The following is a 16,581-nucleotide window of genomic DNA, read 5'->3' on the forward strand; positions in this document are numbered from 1 at the left end:
ATGAGCATCACCATGTAATGAAAAACAGGACCTGACAAGCAGCTGAATCGAGCCAGGGGCAAGACAATTACAGCACCGATGTATGTAGAAGAAAGGCCATATCACGTGAAGCGGGCAGATTCCCGCGCACTGTAGACGCAGGTACGCAATGATCAAACATGCAAAAGCATCCGGACCGGAAAACAGCCGACGTTAACCCGCCGGCATCGCGCCATTAAGTTCCGCGATTTTATCGCGCGTGCGAACGCGTGCGGAAAACTGTTTGCCCTATCGCCTGCCTGCCCCGAAATCGTTTTTATCAACCTCTAAATCTATCGAATCATGCTTCAACGCGCCACTGATCCTTAGCAGCAACGCCAAGTAACGTACGACCTTATCAACCTCCCATCATTTCTCTAACCTCTAAATCGCCAGAACATGCATTTCCTTAAACAATGTACCTGGCTGCTCCTCCTGCTTTGCAGCGCGGTTTCCGCGTACGCCCAGCAGCGTGTAAGCGGCCGCGTTACGGACAATGCGGGCAATGGACTGCCCGGTGTTACCGTCCGTATCCAGCATACCAACCGCGGGACCGTTTCCGATGTACAAGGCCGCTTCGCCATCGATGCGCCCGCCGGCAGCACGCTCGTATTTTCCTTCACGGGATACAAAACCGTTTCGCAGGCAGCTTCCGGCAGCGCCATGGCCATTACGCTCGAAGAAGACTTCGCCAATCTCGATGAAGTCGTGATCACCGGCCTGGCCACCAGCGTGAAGCGCAGCAACCTCGCCAATGCCGTGGCCACCATTTCCGCGAAAGAACTATACGGCATGGCGCCCGCCCAGACTTTCGACGCCGCGTTGAGCGGCAAGATCCCCGGGGCGCTCATCACCGCCAACTCCGGCGCGCCCGGCGGCGGGATGTCCGTTAAAATGCGCGGGGTAACGTCTATCTTCTCCAACAGCCAGCCGCTGTACGTGGTAGACGGGATTTTCATCAGCAACGTCTCCGTTCCCGCAAGCCTCAATATCATTACCGCCGCTTCCCGCGCCGGGAACGAGCAATACCAGGATAACCCCTCCAGCCGCGTGGCCGACATCAACCCGGACGATATCGAAAATATCGAAATACTCAAAGGCGCTTCGGCCGCCGCCATTTACGGCTCCAAAGCCGCCGCGGGCGTGATCATCATCACCACCAAAAAAGGCCAGGCCGGCCGGACCATCGTGAAGGCGCGGCAGGACGTGGGGTGGACGCAGGCCCGGAAGCTCCTCGGCATGCGGCACTTCACCGAACAGACCGCTTTCGATAAAGGCGGCGCGGCGGCCAGGGACGCCTTCATCGCCGCGAGGAACGCCGGCAAGCTGTACGATCATGAAAAAGAAATGTACGGCGAAAAAGGCCTCCTGCTCAATACGAACGTGAGCGTTTCCGGTGGGGACGAACGCACCGGGGTTTTCTTCTCCGCCAACCGGAAAGACGAAGACGGCATCATCAAAAACACCGGCTATTCCAACAACTCGCTGCGCCTGAACGTAGACCACAAGCTCAACAACCGCATCTCCGTAGGGTTGCGCGCCACGTATATGAAAACCTCGGCCGACCGCGGGCTTACCAATAACGACAACAACTCCGTCAGCTACGGCGTTGCCCTGTCCGCCGCGCCGGAATACGTGCCGCTCCTGCCCGATGCGAACGGTAATTACCCCATTCTCGTGGGCGCACAAAACCCCATCGAAACACGCGACAAAATGCGGAACAACGAAACCGTGAACCGCGTGATCACCGGCGGCGAAATCAAAGTGCAGCTCCAGGAAAGCCAAAAAAGCAACACCCGGCTCATCGTTCGCGGCGGGGTCGATTTCTTCCATCTGAAAACGGAAGCCATCTTCCCCCGTTCCCTTCCGTTTATGAAAGACAACCTGGAAGGCGCGTCGATCCAGGGGAATACGAGCAACCTCAACTCCAACCTCGCCGGCATCCTCGTGAACCAGTTCGCCGCCAACAACAAACTGAACTTCACGACGTCGCTGGGCGCTACGCTGGAAACCAATTACCTCGACCTGATCATCGCCACGGCCACCAACACCACGCCGCTGCAGACCAACGTAGACATGGCCGCCAACGCCGCGTTGCAGCAGTTCCGCACCAAGTACCGCGACAACGGTATTTTCATCCAGGAAGATGTGCTGATCATGGACGCCATCACGCTGGGCGTGGGTTTGCGGTTAGACCGTTCTACCAACAACGGCGACTGGAAGAAATACTTCGCGTTGCCCAAGGCTTCCGCTTCGTGGAACATCGCCAAGATGCCATTCTGGAAGATGCAGCTCATCAACAGTTTGAAACTCCGCGCCGCATATGGCCAATCGGGTAACGTGGCGCCCTATGGCGCGCGGTTCCTGGCAGCGCTTCCCAACAACATCGGCGGGAACGGCGGTGTGCTGGTGGATAACCAGCTGGGGAATCCCGACATCAAGCAGGAAAAACAGACCGAATTCGAAGCGGGGCTGGACGTGAGCTTCCTGAACGGCAGACTGACGCTGGAGGCAACTTATTATAACAAAAACATCTTCGACCTCCTTATCCGCCGGAACCTCCAGCCATCCACGGGCTTTACGGCACAGTGGCTGAATGCGGGAGACCTCAAGAACACGGGTATCGAGATCGGGATCGGCGCCCTGCCCGTCAACAAGAAAAATTTCCGCTGGAACACCCATGTCAATTTCTGGAAAAACAAATCGAAGATCACCAAGCTGCTGATCCCGCCCTTCCCCATGGGCGCATTCGGCAACTCGCTAGGCAACTTCTATATCGAAGAAGGCAAATCCGCCACCCAGATCATCGGTACGCTGGGCGCCACGCCAGGCATCGGGGTACTGGGGAATTCGGAGCCCGACTTCCAGCTGAGCACGCTCAACGAAATCAATTTCCTCCAGCGTTTCAACCTGCGGTTCATGCTGCATTGGAAAAAAGGCGGCGACAACATCAACCTCACCCAGCTGCTGAACGATCTGAACCAGACTTCGCCGGATTATGACGACGACAAGAACGGCAATGGTATCAAGGACGGAGACGACCGCAACACCGCATTCGGAAAGGGTGAAGCGGCAGGTTTCGTGCAGGACGCGTCTTACGTGCGGGTCCGCGAGATCGGGTTGTATTACGAACTGCCCATCCCGCGCAACAAATACATTACCGGCGTGAACATCGGGGCGTCGCTGAACAACTGGATCACCTGGACGAAGTACAACAGCTACGATCCGGAATCCTCCAACTTCGGCTCCAACACCCTTTCCACCGCCACTTCGAGAGGAAGCAACGGCCTTTCTTCCGGCGTGGAAGTAATGCCCTACCCCGCCTCGAAACGCGCCACTTTCCACGTGAACGTAACGTTCTGATTGTTTCATCCGAAAAGAATTCAACATGAAAAAGCATCTGATCATAATGTTGGGATCGCTCATCGGCCTGGCCGCCTGCCAGAAAGGAGAAATCCCCAACCTCAACAGTCCCATCGTGGACGACGCCATCCGCAACGGCACCAAGGTCAAACTCGACAACCTCATGGTGGGGCTGGAATCCGGCACGCGCAACAGTCTTGCCACCTATTACGACGCCATTGGCCTCATCGGCCGGGAAATCTACCGGATGTCTGCCTCCGAGCCCCGGTATACCAAAGAGCTCATGGGCGATGGTGCGCTCGACAACAATACGTTCTACATCACCAATCCCTGGGCCGCGCGCTACCGTGTGGTACGCCAGGGAAACATCATCCAGGAAGTGATCGCCAACGCCACTTACCTTTCCGACGCGCAGAAAAAAGGCTATACCGGTTACACCAAAACCATCATGGCTTACCAGTTGCTCATGAACCTGAACATGACGTATACGAACGGGATCCGCACGGACGTGAAAGATCCGAACAACATCGGGCCCATTAAGGGTTACGCGGAATCGCTGGCGGATATTGCGGCGTTGCTCGACCAGGGCAAGGCAGAACTGACCGGCGCGGAAATCGCGTTCCCGGTTACGATCGGCACCAACATCAACGCCGCGAGCCTCGTCAGGTTCAATCGGGGTATTGCGGCCAGGGTGGCTATTTACAGGCAACAGTGGGCGGCGGCGCTGACCGCGCTGAACGAGTCGTTTTTCGATCTGAACGGTGATTTCTACATCGGATATTACCATTCCTTCAGCAACAAATCCGGTGACCAGCTCAACCCGCTCTTCCTGCCGCAGAACACGACTTCCGGCGAGTTCAGGGTGGCAACGCCGTATTATGCCGCTGAAATCAAGGCCGGCGATGACCGGATCGGCAAAGCCACGCTGCGCACGGAGCCCGCGTCTCAGCTGGGGCTTGTCAGCAACCGCGATGTGTGGATCCATAAAGGCAACGAAGCGCCGGTGTACATCATCCGGAACGAGGAACTGATCCTGATCTACGCCGAAGCGAAAATTCAGCTGAACCAGATCCCCGATGCCATCGTGGCCCTGAACCGCCTTCGCGTCGACCATAACCTGACGCCATATGCAGGCAGCATTACCCAGGCCGCGCTCATCACCGAAATGCTGTATCATCGCCGGTATTCGCTCTTCGCCGAAGGCCACCGGTGGATAGACATGCGCCGGTACAACAAACTGGGCGAACTGCCCAATCCCCGGCCGAACGATAAAGTGTGGGACAAATTTCCCGTTCCGCTGACGGAAGGGAACTGATTTGAGGGAAACAGTGAAAAATAAAGAGGGCGCCCTTGCTAGGCGCCCTCCCTTCTTTTACATGGCAAAAGAATATAAGTATGGTTTCCGTTTAACGCCGCCTGGGTACGGGCGGTCAGTTATGTGTAAGACGTACCATATCTCCCGAATGTTACAGGTGGAGCGGAAATAAAAAAACCGCTACCCGGAGGAAGCGGTTGTCTTTTCACGACAAATATTTTATAACCCCCTGCGTTTCATCTCTTTACGGATCAAACCCAGCTCGCGGCCCATTTGCCCGGCGATGGAAGTGTTTTCCTGTGCGCGGCGGATGAGGTACGGCATTACGTCTTTCACCGGGCCGTAAGGCAGGTATTTGGAGACGCGGTAGCCGGCATGGGCGAGGTTGAAAGTGATGTTGTCGCTCATCCCGTAGAGTTGGGAGAAGCTCACGCGGGGCGAATGATGCGGGATTTTCTTTTCGTCCATCAGGCGGGCGGCCAGCATACAGCTGTCTTCGTTATGCGTGCCGATGAACAGGCCCAGCGAATCGACGCGGTCCAGGCAGAAGGTCAGCGCTTCGTTGTAATCTTCGTCTGCGGAAGGTTTGTTGGGCTGGATGGGCGATTCGTAGCTCAGTTCTTCCGCGCGTTTGCGTTCTTTTTCCATGTAAGCGCCGCGCACGAGCTTGGCGCCGAGGAGGTAACCATTGGCTTTGGCGAGATCGAACGATTTTTTGAGGTATTCCAGCCTGTCGTGCCGGTACAGCTGGAAAGTATTGTAAACGAATACGTTATCTTTATTGAAGCGGCTCATCATTTCATCCGTGAGATCATCAACCGGCTGCTGGACCCATGATTCTTCGGCGTCTACGAGCACGGCGATTTTCGCTTTGGCGGCGGCGGCGCAGATGGTGCGGATGCGTTCGCGGACGCGGTCGAATTCGGCTTGTTCGTCGGCCGTGAGGGTTTCATCCGCATGGATTTTTTCGAGCAGGCTGAACCGTGCGAAACCGGTGACTTTGATGGGGAGGAACGGGATGTAGGGTTTGCCGGCGGCATATTGGATGGCGCGCAGGAATTCGGGGACCGCCTTATCGTAGTTTTCTTCGCCTTCGAGGGCTTCCACGCCATAATCGAGCGCAACGCCGACGCCGAAACGGCCGAGGGCTTCTGCGGCGTGAACGGCTTCCTCGAGGGATTCGCCTCCGCAGAAATGGTTGAAGATGGTGCGCTTGATGAGGCCTTTCACAGGCAGGTGGAGCTTGAAGGCCAGCGGTGTGGCGAAGGCGCCGAATTTCACCAGCCAGGGCTTGCCGATATTGCTGAACAGAAAATTCGCTCTTTTCAATTCCTTGTCCGACATATGCTCGAAAGCAATGGCTGTATTCTCAAACGATAAGGGTAGCTGTTGTTCCATGGCCCGCAAAGTTAAGGGGAACGATCCCTTCTAAAAAAATCCGTTTTTTCTTATGATCAATTTCTGACATACAAGAACGGGAGCCAGCAAGGGTTCAGCCGAATTTTTTACTATATTGTAGCCGGGACGTACACCAAATCTTTTTATTCCCAACCATGAGTGCACGAATCAAGCAAAACAGACGGCCACGATTTCCACTGTATATGAAAAGGCGGCGCAACTGGCAACCTGTTGCCCTCGCGCTGATACTCGTCATGCTCATAACCGGAGGCGTGTTTTATTACCTGGCCGGCCGCCACCAGCGGAGTTCCGCCATGTTGCAGGCCGGCATCCGGTATACGCTCTACCAAAGCCGCTACGGGGAAAGGAAAGCGATCCGCCTGCCAGACAGTACGTTGGTCATCCTCAATTCCCGTTCCCGCCTCTACATGCCATCCGATTATCCCGGCCGCCGAGAGCTGGTGCTCGACGGGGAGGCGTTTTTCTCCGTGCCCCAGGGCCCGCAGCTCACGGTTTGGACAGACAAACTCAAGACCATAACGCCCGGCGCCACTTTCCGCCTGCATAGCCTCGAATCCCAACAGGGCGCCTTCTGCTATGTGCTCAGCGGCTCCGCCCATGTCCGCAAATCGTACCACTCCCCTTCCGACAACCAGCCGGAAGACCTGGTAGCGGGCCAAAGCGTGCTCGCCAACAAGATGATCGACCTGATGGAAAAGGAGACTTTCGAGCTGGAAGAGCAGAAAGACTGTCTCAATAATCGCCTCGTGTTCCACAATACACCACTGCCTGCGGCGTTAAAGAAGATGGAAGACTGGTATGGCGTGGAAATGGAAGTGAAAGGCAATCGCGGCGAGCCATCCCGCAACATCACCGGCGAGTACAGCAAAGAAACCCTCCGGGAAATGCTGGAAGCCCTGCAAGACAGTATGGGCTTCACTTACCGGATCACGCGTGACAAAGTCGTGATTAAATTCTGACAAAATCCATATCCTCTGGAAAAAAGCCCCGGTATAAGGGGCCATAAAAAAGGGTGACGATGCAGATCGTCACCCTTTGTATTTTTTATGACCGGTACTACCATTCGCGCTCCTCGACCGGCAGGTTGCGGATAAAATTATCGAACATATCGCCGTCGTAGTCGCTATATGCGCCATAAGCGTTAATGATATAACCCTGGATACCGTCCGTGTTTTCCAGCAGGTACAACACCGCCGCATCGTCCGGGTTGGATTCGCCTTCGAACCGGTAGGTGCGGATGATCTTCACCCCTTCTGCGCTGAAGGTGCGCCCGGAATCCGTGTCCAGCAGCTTCCCGTCTTCCATGAGCCGCAGTTCATGGTCTACGCCTCTTTCCTTCAGCACTTCCATTACGTCTGATAGCGTTGTCATGTTTTGTCCTGGATTTGTGATCATATTGCGATGGATTTGTAACGCTTATAAAAAACAAAGGGCCGGTCCAATTGTTCGTCAGCTCAGTTCCATACCCACACGTTTCAGCAGTTCGAGCGTTTTGCGCACGCCTGCGTCTTCCGCGTCTTTCATCCCTTCGTATTCGATGCCGATGTATCCGGTATATCCCGCCGCTTTGACAATTTGCAGCATTTTTCTGTAATCCGTTTCCGTTTCGTTGCCATTGGCATCAAAATCATGGCTTTTGGCGCTTACGCCTTTGGCGAACGGCATCAGTTCCGTTACGCCCATGTAACGGTCGTATTCTTCGATGCACTTGGTGGCGTGCCATGCTTCGGGGGTATTGTCTTTCGGTTGGGACCGCTCGATGCAGAAGTTGCCGAAGTCGGGCAACGTGCCGCAACCCGGTTTGTTCACGCCTTTCATTACATCCGACAGCCAGCTGCCGTTGGAGGAGAATCCGCCATGGTTTTCCACGATCACGCCGATGTTGAAATCTTTCGCGAAATCGGTGAGTCGGTCGAGGCCGTCGATGGCGGCTTTCTTCACTTCTTCCGCCGTGCCGTGGCCAGCTGCGTTAACGCGGATGGAGTGGCAACCGAGGAACTGTGCGGCTTCCACCCATTTGTAGTGGTTTTCCACGGCTTGCGTGCGCTTTTTGGGATCGAGATCGCCGAGTTCGCCTTCGCCGTCGCACATGATGAGCACGGAGGTAACGCCGTTATCGTCTGCCCGTTTCTTCAAATCGGCCAGGTAGTTTTTGTCTTTGGCTTTGTCTTTAAAGAACTGGTTCACGTATTCCACGCCGGTGATGCCGTAATCTTTTTTCGCTTTTTCGGCGAAGTCGAGGTTGGACATTTTACCGGAAAACAGGGCGTTATGGAAGCTCCATTCTGCGAGGGAAATCTTGAAGAAGAGGTCTTTCGCCGTGCCGGTGGCGCCGGTGCTGTCTGCCTTTGCGGAGTCTGCGTTGCCGGAGGTGCCGCCGCTGTTGCAGGCGGTGAGGAAAGCGGGCCCGAGGGTAACGCCGGCCGTGAACATACCGATCTGGCGTAAGAAATGTCTGCGGTTCGTGGATGATGACATGGGTGTTAAGATTTGAAGTATTGAAACAGTAAAGACTACACGTTAAACTCCGTGAACGTGGAAGTATCAAACAAATTAAGCAAAAAAAACAGTAAATCAAACCGTCTTTCGGGGATCAGGCCTGTTCCTGGAGCCAGTAGTAATAATTGACGACGGCGCGGATTTCGCCGTACCCCACTTCATCGCCCAATTGTTCCCTGATGCGGGTAAGCCCCTGCGCGCCGGCGTTTTCGACGGCCCGCAGGATCCAGGCGAGGCGGCCGCTGTCGGGCACCATTTCCCGGATGTCCAGCTCCCCTTTCCGGATAAAATCGGCGAGGTGGCTTTCTACGGTGGAAACCGCGAGCCCCCTGCGCGCGGCGATCTCTTCCACCGCCATGCCTTCCTGGAACAACTGCAGGCTCGCGCGCTGGCTGTTGCCCGTCTCGGGCTTCGGTTTGCGGGGCTTGACGGCCTTTCCGGCCTTGAGGTGCATCTGGCTCTGGAGGCCGTGGCGCTGGCAATATTGCATCATGGCATCGAGGAAAGGTCCACCGTATTTGGCGAGCTTCACTTCCCCGAAACCCGAGATCCGCGCCAGTTCCCCCATGCTCTGGGGCAGCCAGGAACATAGTTCCGCCAACGTAGCGTCGGAGAAAATGATATATGGCGGCACACGCTCCTTTTCCGCCAGGCTCCGGCGCAACTGCTTCAGTTCCGCCAGCAGCAGGGGTTGCGGAATGTCGCCGGCATTGCGGGAAGCCCCGGATTGCAATGCATTCCCCTGCGGAGCGGCCACCTGGGCCGTCAGTTGCACCTGCACTTCGCCGCGGAGCACGCTCCAGCTGGTATCGGTGAGGCGGAGGAGCGGATATTCTCCGGTCGACTGCCCCAGGAACCCCAGCTGCATCAGCTCGCGGGCATATTGTTTCCATTGGTCTTTCCCGATGTCTTTCCCGATGCCGTAGGTTTTGATTTCCTGGTGCGCTTCGCGGACGCCGGCGCCGCCGCGCAGGAAATCCACGACGTAATTCAGCCCGAACCGTTCCTGGAGGCGGTATACGGCGCTCAGCAGCTTTTGTGCGGCTACCGTGCCGTCGGCCTTTTCGTACTGGCCCTGGCAGATATCGCAATTACCGCATGCGTCGGGGGATTCTTCACCGAAATAGCGCAGGAGGTATTGCCGGCGGCAGGTGATCGTTTCACAAAGACCGGCCATTTGTTCCAGTTTGCGGAGCATGACGGCGGATTGTTCTTCGTTACCGTCCACGCTGGCAAACCGCTTCATCTTGAAAACGTCTCCCGCGCTGTAGAACAGCACGGCTTCGGAAGGGAGGCCGTCGCGCCCTGCGCGGCCGGTTTCCTGGTAATATCCTTCGATGTTTTTAGGCAGGTCTACATGCACTACGAACCGTACGTTGCTTTTGTTGATCCCCATGCCGAAGGCGATGGTGGCCACCATGATGCGGATATCGTCGCGCAGGAACCTGTCCTGCCGCTCTTCGCGCACGGCCCGTTCGAGGCCGGCGTGATAGGCGGCGGCGGAGAAGCCTTCGGCCTGAAGGTCTTCCGCGAGCGATTCGGTGCCGGAGCGCGACAGGCAATAAATAATACCGCTATCGTCCGGGTGCTGCCGGAGATATTCCACCAATTGCTGGTAATGGTCTTTTTTCGGGCGAACGCTGTAATGAATGTTCGGCCGGTTGAAGGAATTTTCGAATACGGCGGGGTTGCGGAGCCGGAGTTTGTCGAGGATGTCCTGCTTCGTGATCCCGTCTGCCGTGGCGGTCAGCGCGATCACGGGTACGCCGGGGAATTTGTCTTTCAGTTGCCCCAACGCCAGGTATTCCTGCCGGAAATCGTGGCCCCAATGGCTGATACAGTGCGCTTCGTCGATGGCGAACAGCGCTACTTTCAGCGTGGCGAGCCATTGCATGAAATTGGCTTCGCCGATCAGCCGTTCCGGCGCCAGGTACAACAGTTTTATCTGTCCGAGCTGCATCATCTGCATCACGGTTTGCTGTTCTGACATGGACTGGGTGGAGTTGAGATAGGCAGCGGTGATCCCGTTCTGCCGCAGCGCGTCTACCTGGTCTTTCATCAGGGCGATGAGCGGGGAAACGACGATGGTGACGCCTTCCAGCGCCAAAGCAGGCAATTGGTAGCAAATGGATTTACCACCGCCCGTAGGCATTAATACCATCGTATCTCCCCCATTCAGCACGTGCTCGATGATAGCCTGCTGATTATGACGGAATTGCGTATAACCGAAATGTTGTTTCAGAAGCGCGAACAAAGACTGCATACCCGACTAAAATTTAGCTTCCGGGCAAATATAGGATAAAAGGATGTGCATAAATTTAACATCAACAACCATACACGGAAAGAAAAATTCTTTATATTTAGAACGAGAGTCGAAGCTACTTCAATACTAAATCGAAAAGCAAGAAAGCAAGACTGATACAACTAATACAACTGTCGCACTAATTACCCAAACAGAGAACTTATGGAACTGCTGGCACCCATTCCTACACTGGCTACACCATCACTCCAGGAAACGGTAGACTTTTATGTTACCGTGCTGGATTTTACCTGTAAGGCGCTGGACGAACAATGGAAGTTCGCGTCTATCCAGAAAGACAAGGTCACCATGCAACTGGTGCATCCGCAGGCGAAATATCCTTTCGGCAGCTCTACACCTTTCGAAGAGCCCGTTTTCACCGGTGAAATCTATATTCATATGGATGGGATCGATGAATTGTGGGAGAAGGTGAAAGACCGTGCGGAGATTTGCTTCCCTGTTCAGAATTTCGATTACGGCATGCGCGAGTTCGGGATTTACGACAATAATGGTTACCTGATCCAGTTCGGACAGCAGATCAGCGCGTAAAATCCATGATGGAAGCGGCGAAAAAAAACCGCAGCGGATCCGCTGCGGATATTATCCATTAAGACTCACATTCCTTCTGCTCCGTAGGGTTTTCGAAAGGACAATGCGTTTTTTAGATGGAAAATAATGTATGTTAAGCGACGATAATCAATGTGTTGAGGAAGACAGATTCAGATTTACATAAATATAGTTAAATTCGTTGACTCGCATACATTTTTTTTAAAACCCCGCTTCCGCATGAAACCTGCCCTCATCTTACTACATGGCGCACTGGGCGCTGTACGGCATTTCGACAATATCGCATCTGTATTGGAAGACCAGTACACTGTTTACCGTTTCAACCTGTACGGGCACGGTGGTACGCCGTTGCCGGAAGCCCCCCTCCGCATAGAAGCCCTCACGGGCCAGCTGATCGACTACATCCGGAGCCAAAACATCGGCCCCGCGGCAGTTTTCGGCTACAGTATGGGCGGCTACATCGCCCTGCAGGCCGCCATCCAGGCACCTGACACCATTTCGCGCATCCTTACGCTCGGCACCAAGTTCGACTGGACGCCCGAGGTGGCCGCCAAAGAAGCCCGGACGCTCAACGCCGACTTCCTCCGCGAAAAAGCCCCCGCGTTCGTCAGCCAGCTCGCCGAATTCCACGGCCCCTCGGCCTGGGAACCGCTGCTGCCCGCCACCGTAGGCCTCATGGAAGCCCTGGCCCAACACCCCCTCCTCACCCCGGAAACCGTTACCATGGCAGACATTCCGGTGCGCCTCATGGTGGGCGACCGCGACCATATGGTGAGCGTGGAAGAAACATTAGGCATCTTCCGCAGCCTGCCCAACGGCTCCATGGTGGTGCTACCCGACACGAAGCACCCCATCGAAAAAGTGAACAAAGCCGTGCTGATCTGGGAAATCAGGTCTTTCATGACACTGTAACGGCGGCGCAGGGGTAAAAAAAAGGCGCTCCCGGCCGGGAACGCCCTGTGCATCCGCCGGCACGGCATTTATTTTACGACCACCACCCCGTCGGCGATGATCACGATGTCTTTCTTCGGTGCATTGATCTTTTCGATCTCGGCTTTGCTTTTGCCCGCGTCTTCCGCGTAATGGCGCAGTCTTTCCACGGAAGTTTCCGTCACTTTCGCGTTGCCTTCCAGCACCACCGTTTTGCCTACGATGTTCTGCGGCATGAAAAACGCATAATCCGTGAATTTCACCATCACGGCTTCACCGTTTTCGCGCTCCAGTTTCATGAAGCAGCCTTTCTTTTTGCACACTTCCACCACTTTGCCTTCGATCTTGCCGGTGTAGGAAGTGTCTGACCCGATCTGCTTTTCGAGATCGTTCAGCGCCACAGCGCCCTGTGCGTCAATGGATTTGCCGTAGGTAACGCCGGGTGCGGCAGGTGCGATCCGGGTTTGGGCCTGTGCCCCGCCGGCGGCCATGAGCGCCGCGGCTAACAGGAAAAGGACTTTTCTCATAAGGAAGCTGATTTACGGTCCTCAAATATACGGTACAAAATCCGCGCCCGAGACATGGTTATTTTTTAATTTATGAACGGTTATAATATATATTTGTAACGTGGGAACCGACCCACCGGATACACCATCTGAAACGGGCGTTCGCTTTGTCGGCGCCCGTATTTTTTACGCCTCCCCGCTGATCTTCCCTACCGCTTCGGCAAAGGCCGCGCCGATGGGAATGTCTGTATTGCCCACATAGACGCAGTTCCGGTCGATGCGGTCTACCCGCGCATTGGCCACAATGTAAGACCGGTGTACCCGGGTGAACTGGCCTGCGGGCAAAAGGTCCAGCGCGTCTTGCATGGAAAGGCGGCTCAGCAGCTTGCGATCGCCCAACACGAATTGCACGTAATTGCCGGCGCTTTCCACGTAATGGATGTCCTGGAACGCGACTTTGCATTGCTCGTACCCGCTTTTTACGAAAATGTAATCCTGCGGTTGGGAAACGGCGGACGGTTTGTCCTGCTTCAGCAGCAACAGGCTGTGCGCTTTATTGCAGGCTTTCAGGAAACGTGCGAGGGAAAAGGGTTTCAGGAGATAATCGATTGCGTCCAGTTCAAAACTTTGCACGGCATGTTCGGAATACGCCGTCGTGAAAATGGTCATGGGCGGCTCGTGGAGGCCCGACAGGAAATCGAGCCCGGAAATATCCGGCATTTTGATATCGAGGAACAGCAGGTCGATTTTCTCGCGGCGCAGGTAATCCATGGCTTCGAAAGCGTTGGTGAACGAACGTTTCAGTTCCATGAAAGGGACCTTCTCCGCGTGCGCGGTGATCACCGAAAGCGCCACGGGCTCATCGTCTATCGCTATGGCTGTCATTTTCATATGCACAATTTACGATTTCAGGCTTTATGGAGTAACAGCAGCCTCCGCGCGGAAGCCCAGAGTTTGCGGAAGCTCCGTCCATCGGCCCGTTCCCACTCCTCCACCAGTTTTTCCGATTCCCGGCGCCGGGCGAATGCCGTCAACCCGAAAATATGGTCCATCACTTCCTTGTCTGCCGCTGCCGCGCCTTCCGTAAAATGCTGTTGCAATTGCTTTTGCTGTGTGGCCGACAGTTCGGATTCGTTGATACTGGACGCCGTGATAGCCGCCAGACGGGCGTCGTACTCGCCTTTGGGCATCATGAGCTTGGTTAACAGCGGCATGATCTCGATGAGGGTAATGATGAACACGATGAGGCGGTACCGCTGTCTGAGCGGCGGTTTTTCTTCCGTGAGCGTATTGAGCGCCTCCACCTGCGCAAGAAACCCGTCTGTCAACGTAGCGCGGTAAGCGGATTCGCGGGTGCTGTCGTCTGCCTGGATGACCGCCAGTGCTGCCAGCGGACCTTCGCGGAGGGTAGCGGTCTCGGACCTCAATTGCCGCAATTCGTCTTCGGCTTTCAGGTATTCGTTCCGTTTCACTTTCGCGATGGCGTATTCGCCGATTTTCCCGGAGCCGCCGGTGCCGTCGGTTTCGCGGATGTAGGCGTCTTTGTAATCCTTCACCTGCTTTTCTCGGTCGGCCAAGGTTTTGTCGAGCCCCGCCAGCTGCGTGCGCAGCCGCGTGGTACGTTCCGAATTATAGGCGGTTTGCTGTTTGCGGAAATCTTCCATCTTCTTTTGCCGGTCTACCACCATCTGCGCCTGCACGTCTTTCTGGAAAAGCATCAGCACAACGGGTTGGGAGATGAACAGGCCGATGGTGATGGCGAGGATGAGGCGGAAGGCCACGGGCAGTACCTGCACTTTCCCGTTGCGCTGCATGGCGGCGATGAGGCTCCTGTCGATACACAGTACGGCGAACCCGAAAAACAGGGCCAGTCCGTAATTGAGCAGGTCGTCTTTCACGACGGTGGAGAAAAAATACCCCCAGGCCAGGGTGGCGAAAAGGGCGGTCACGAGCACCGCCAGGCCGATGATGCGGTACCTTTCGCGGTCTGCACGGCAATCTGCCAGCACGTCGGGGTCTGCGGCGGCGAGCCACCACAGGAAGCGGCTCCATCCATCGGGTTCTTTGCTTTTCACCGGCCGGTGATCTTGTTGTTGCGTGGTGTCGGTCATGCTGATGGAGCTATTTTTTCGGATTTGAGGGTCAGGTGAACGAAGAATTCCGACGCTGTTTCGCGGATAGACAGTTCATGCCTGCCGGGATAAACATGCTCCAGCCGTTGGCGGACGTTATTGAGCCCGATGCCGAGGCTGTTGCGTTCCGGATCGTTTTCCCTTTTGGGATGGAGGCTGTTGTAGGCATCGAAATAGATGTGATGATCGTCGCACGAGAGCGACACCACGATCCACGACCTGTTTCGCAGGCTTATGCCGTGTTTGAAGGCGTTTTCCACGAACGGGATGAGGAGCATGGGTGCGATGGCGTGCTCGCAGTTGGCGTCCTGGATATTGACTTCGATCTTGATGTCGGGCGATTCCTGCGTGCGCAGTCGTTGCAGGGCGATGTAGTTCTGGAGGTAGCCTACTTCCTTGCTGAGGTGGATTTTCTCTACCGTGTTTTCGTGGAGCATGAAGCGCATCATGTCTCCCAGCCGCTGAATCCCTTCGCTGGTGCGGCCCGCCTGTTCCTGGAGGGCGGTGCCGTAGAGGGTGTTGAGGGCGTTGAAAAGGAAATGAGGGTTGATCTGGGAGCGCAAAAAGTCCAGATTGGCGGAAGAGCGACCCAGTGCTTTCTCCAGGGTCAACACCTCATTTTTTTGGCTGAGCGTGGCCCAGGTGAGCCACCAGGCCAACGGCGGCACAATCAGCAGCTGGCAAACAAATATCAGGAAATAGAATGCCGACATGTTACTGATATTGGTGGACGCGTCTGCCAGTACGCAGGCCAAAACATAAGTAACGAGAAATACCATGATGGCATTGGGAAGCAGCTCTTTCCAGTGGCGCTCCTTGCGCAGCAGGGGGCCGAAAAAGCGGCGGCTGATAAAGTAATAGGCGATAATATAACAGCCTCCTGACCAGAAAATGAGATTGGTGCGGGCGGGGCGCCTGTCGAGAATGAAAAAGAAGGTAGCTGCGAGCCAGATGATGATGAGGATGATCATGTCGACCGGAATTTTGATACCGGCGATGCGGCGGCCGAGGCCGTTTTCGGCGCCCGCTAGCACGAGGGATTTTATCCCGCTATAAACGGCAAACACGACGAGGCAGACGAAAACGATGATCATGGCACGGCCGGCGCACCAGTTATGAAAAGCCCGGACGCTGGAGAAATCTGTACGGTAACCGAATTTCCAGCTTTCCGCGACCATCAGCAACAGGAAGCCGCCAACGGCCGTCCCCCCCGCAATGGCAATTCCCCTCCAGTACCGGTGATGTTCCAGGAACTGGGGCATGGCCCTGAAATTCAGGAGCAGGAATCCGCCGTACAGGGCGGTATAGGTGAGCAGTCCCGGCCAAACCGAATGCAGGAAATGATCATAGGGTACACCATTCTCGTTATATAACCAGGAAAGCCCGGAATGCCGCCCGTCGTAAGAAAGTACAGGGAAAAGGATCGTGAGCAATGCCAGGAGGTAAATGCCCGTGGCCACCCATATTTCCACCTTTTGTAACTTATTCATGCAAGATTTCTTTGATGCAATATTAACAAAGCCGCGCCGTCCC

13 protein-coding genes are annotated in these 16,581 nt (G+C 55.4%); 5 read left to right on the forward strand and 8 right to left on the reverse strand.

The window, feature by feature from the left end:
• The first annotated feature begins 417 nt into the window (after positions 1 to 417).
• Positions 418 to 3,381, forward strand: coding sequence for a SusC/RagA family TonB-linked outer membrane protein (locus EJ361_RS18555; RefSeq protein ID WP_126247142.1), 2,964 nt, complete (start codon positions 418 to 420; stop codon positions 3,379 to 3,381).
• 25 nt (positions 3,382 to 3,406) lie between these two features.
• Positions 3,407 to 4,696 carry a RagB/SusD family nutrient uptake outer membrane protein gene (locus EJ361_RS18560; RefSeq protein ID WP_126247143.1) on the forward strand — a complete coding sequence of 430 codons (1,290 nt, stop codon included), beginning with the start codon at positions 3,407 to 3,409 and terminating at the stop codon, positions 4,694 to 4,696.
• A 219-nt stretch (positions 4,697 to 4,915) separates the two neighbouring features.
• On the opposite strand, the gene EJ361_RS18565 is transcribed toward EJ361_RS18560, so the two are convergent.
• Entirely contained in the window at positions 4,916 to 6,094 is a 1,179-nt protein-coding gene (locus EJ361_RS18565; protein ID WP_126247144.1) for a proline dehydrogenase family protein, read from the reverse strand.
• A gap of 203 nt (positions 6,095 to 6,297) precedes the next feature.
• Here EJ361_RS18565 and EJ361_RS18570 point away from each other — a divergent pair, with 203 nt between their 5' ends.
• Positions 6,298 to 7,074, forward strand: coding sequence for a FecR family protein (locus tag EJ361_RS18570; protein ID WP_164714317.1), 777 nt, complete (start codon positions 6,298 to 6,300; stop codon positions 7,072 to 7,074).
• Between the two features lie 97 nt (positions 7,075 to 7,171).
• Here EJ361_RS18570 and EJ361_RS18575 read toward each other — a convergent pair whose 3' ends face one another.
• The 3 genes from EJ361_RS18575 to recQ form a co-directional block, all read right to left on the reverse strand.
• Entirely contained in the window at positions 7,172 to 7,486 is a 315-nt protein-coding gene (locus EJ361_RS18575) for a hypothetical protein (protein ID WP_205687043.1), read from the reverse strand.
• Between the two features lie 78 nt (positions 7,487 to 7,564).
• On the reverse strand, positions 7,565 to 8,593 hold the full coding sequence (locus tag EJ361_RS18580) for a sugar phosphate isomerase/epimerase family protein (RefSeq protein WP_126247147.1): 1,029 nt from the start codon (positions 8,591 to 8,593) through the stop codon (positions 7,565 to 7,567).
• Between the two features lie 115 nt (positions 8,594 to 8,708).
• Entirely contained in the window at positions 8,709 to 10,877 is a 2,169-nt protein-coding gene (recQ, locus tag EJ361_RS18585) for a DNA helicase RecQ (protein WP_126247148.1), read from the reverse strand.
• A 201-nt stretch (positions 10,878 to 11,078) separates the two neighbouring features.
• Between recQ and EJ361_RS18590 the strand changes: the two genes are divergently transcribed.
• Together EJ361_RS18590 and EJ361_RS18595 are read left to right on the forward strand one after the other, a co-directional pair.
• Positions 11,079 to 11,462, forward strand: coding sequence for a VOC family protein (locus EJ361_RS18590; protein WP_126247149.1), 384 nt, complete (start codon positions 11,079 to 11,081; stop codon positions 11,460 to 11,462).
• 237 nt (positions 11,463 to 11,699) lie between these two features.
• A complete protein-coding gene (locus tag EJ361_RS18595; protein WP_126247150.1) occupies positions 11,700 to 12,392 on the forward strand; it encodes an alpha/beta fold hydrolase in 693 nt (230 codons plus the stop codon).
• Between the two features lie 68 nt (positions 12,393 to 12,460).
• Here EJ361_RS18595 and EJ361_RS18600 read toward each other — a convergent pair whose 3' ends face one another.
• From EJ361_RS18600 to EJ361_RS18615, 4 genes are all read right to left on the reverse strand, one after another.
• On the reverse strand, positions 12,461 to 12,937 hold the full coding sequence (locus tag EJ361_RS18600) for a DUF4920 domain-containing protein (protein ID WP_126247151.1): 477 nt from the start codon (positions 12,935 to 12,937) through the stop codon (positions 12,461 to 12,463).
• A 165-nt stretch (positions 12,938 to 13,102) separates the two neighbouring features.
• A complete protein-coding gene (locus tag EJ361_RS18605; RefSeq protein WP_205687044.1) occupies positions 13,103 to 13,807 on the reverse strand; it encodes a LytR/AlgR family response regulator transcription factor in 705 nt (234 codons plus the stop codon).
• Between the two features lie 17 nt (positions 13,808 to 13,824).
• Positions 13,825 to 15,027, reverse strand: a complete 1,203-nt coding sequence (locus tag EJ361_RS18610; protein ID WP_126247152.1) for a DUF4407 domain-containing protein — start codon at positions 15,025 to 15,027, stop codon at positions 13,825 to 13,827.
• Positions 15,024 to 16,538 carry a sensor histidine kinase gene (locus EJ361_RS18615; protein ID WP_205687045.1) on the reverse strand — a complete coding sequence of 505 codons (1,515 nt, stop codon included), beginning with the start codon at positions 16,536 to 16,538 and terminating at the stop codon, positions 15,024 to 15,026. The genes EJ361_RS18610 and EJ361_RS18615 overlap by 4 nt, the downstream gene beginning before the upstream one ends.
• Positions 16,539 to 16,581 lie beyond the last annotated feature (43 nt).

The organism is Chitinophaga rhizosphaerae (genome assembly GCF_003958645.1).
GTDB classification, from domain to species: Bacteria; Bacteroidota; Bacteroidia; order Chitinophagales; family Chitinophagaceae; genus Chitinophaga; species Chitinophaga rhizosphaerae.

What these genes read in the sequence shown, in the direction of transcription:
- EJ361_RS18595 (WP_126247150.1), top strand. Translation starts at nt 11,700, where the DNA reads ATGAAACCTGCCCTCATCTTACTACATGGCGCACTGGGCGCTGTACGG.
- EJ361_RS18555 (WP_126247142.1), top strand. Translation starts at nt 418, where the DNA reads ATGCATTTCCTTAAACAATGTACCTGGCTGCTCCTCCTGCTTTGCAGC.
- EJ361_RS18605 (WP_205687044.1), bottom strand. Translation starts at nt 13,807, where the DNA reads ATGAAAATGACAGCCATAGCGATAGACGATGAGCCCGTGGCGCTTTCG.
- EJ361_RS18590 (WP_126247149.1), top strand. Translation starts at nt 11,079, where the DNA reads ATGGAACTGCTGGCACCCATTCCTACACTGGCTACACCATCACTCCAG.
- EJ361_RS18560 (WP_126247143.1), top strand. Translation starts at nt 3,407, where the DNA reads ATGAAAAAGCATCTGATCATAATGTTGGGATCGCTCATCGGCCTGGCC.
- EJ361_RS18570 (WP_164714317.1), top strand. Translation starts at nt 6,298, where the DNA reads ATGAAAAGGCGGCGCAACTGGCAACCTGTTGCCCTCGCGCTGATACTC.
- EJ361_RS18580 (WP_126247147.1), bottom strand. Translation starts at nt 8,593, where the DNA reads ATGTCATCATCCACGAACCGCAGACATTTCTTACGCCAGATCGGTATG.
- EJ361_RS18565 (WP_126247144.1), bottom strand. Translation starts at nt 6,094, where the DNA reads ATGGAACAACAGCTACCCTTATCGTTTGAGAATACAGCCATTGCTTTC.
- EJ361_RS18600 (WP_126247151.1), bottom strand. Translation starts at nt 12,937, where the DNA reads ATGAGAAAAGTCCTTTTCCTGTTAGCCGCGGCGCTCATGGCCGCCGGC.
- EJ361_RS18615 (WP_205687045.1), bottom strand. Translation starts at nt 16,538, where the DNA reads ATGAATAAGTTACAAAAGGTGGAAATATGGGTGGCCACGGGCATTTAC.
- EJ361_RS18575 (WP_205687043.1), bottom strand. Translation starts at nt 7,486, where the DNA reads ATGACAACGCTATCAGACGTAATGGAAGTGCTGAAGGAAAGAGGCGTA.
- EJ361_RS18610 (WP_126247152.1), bottom strand. Translation starts at nt 15,027, where the DNA reads ATGACCGACACCACGCAACAACAAGATCACCGGCCGGTGAAAAGCAAA.
- recQ (WP_126247148.1), bottom strand. Translation starts at nt 10,877, where the DNA reads ATGCAGTCTTTGTTCGCGCTTCTGAAACAACATTTCGGTTATACGCAA.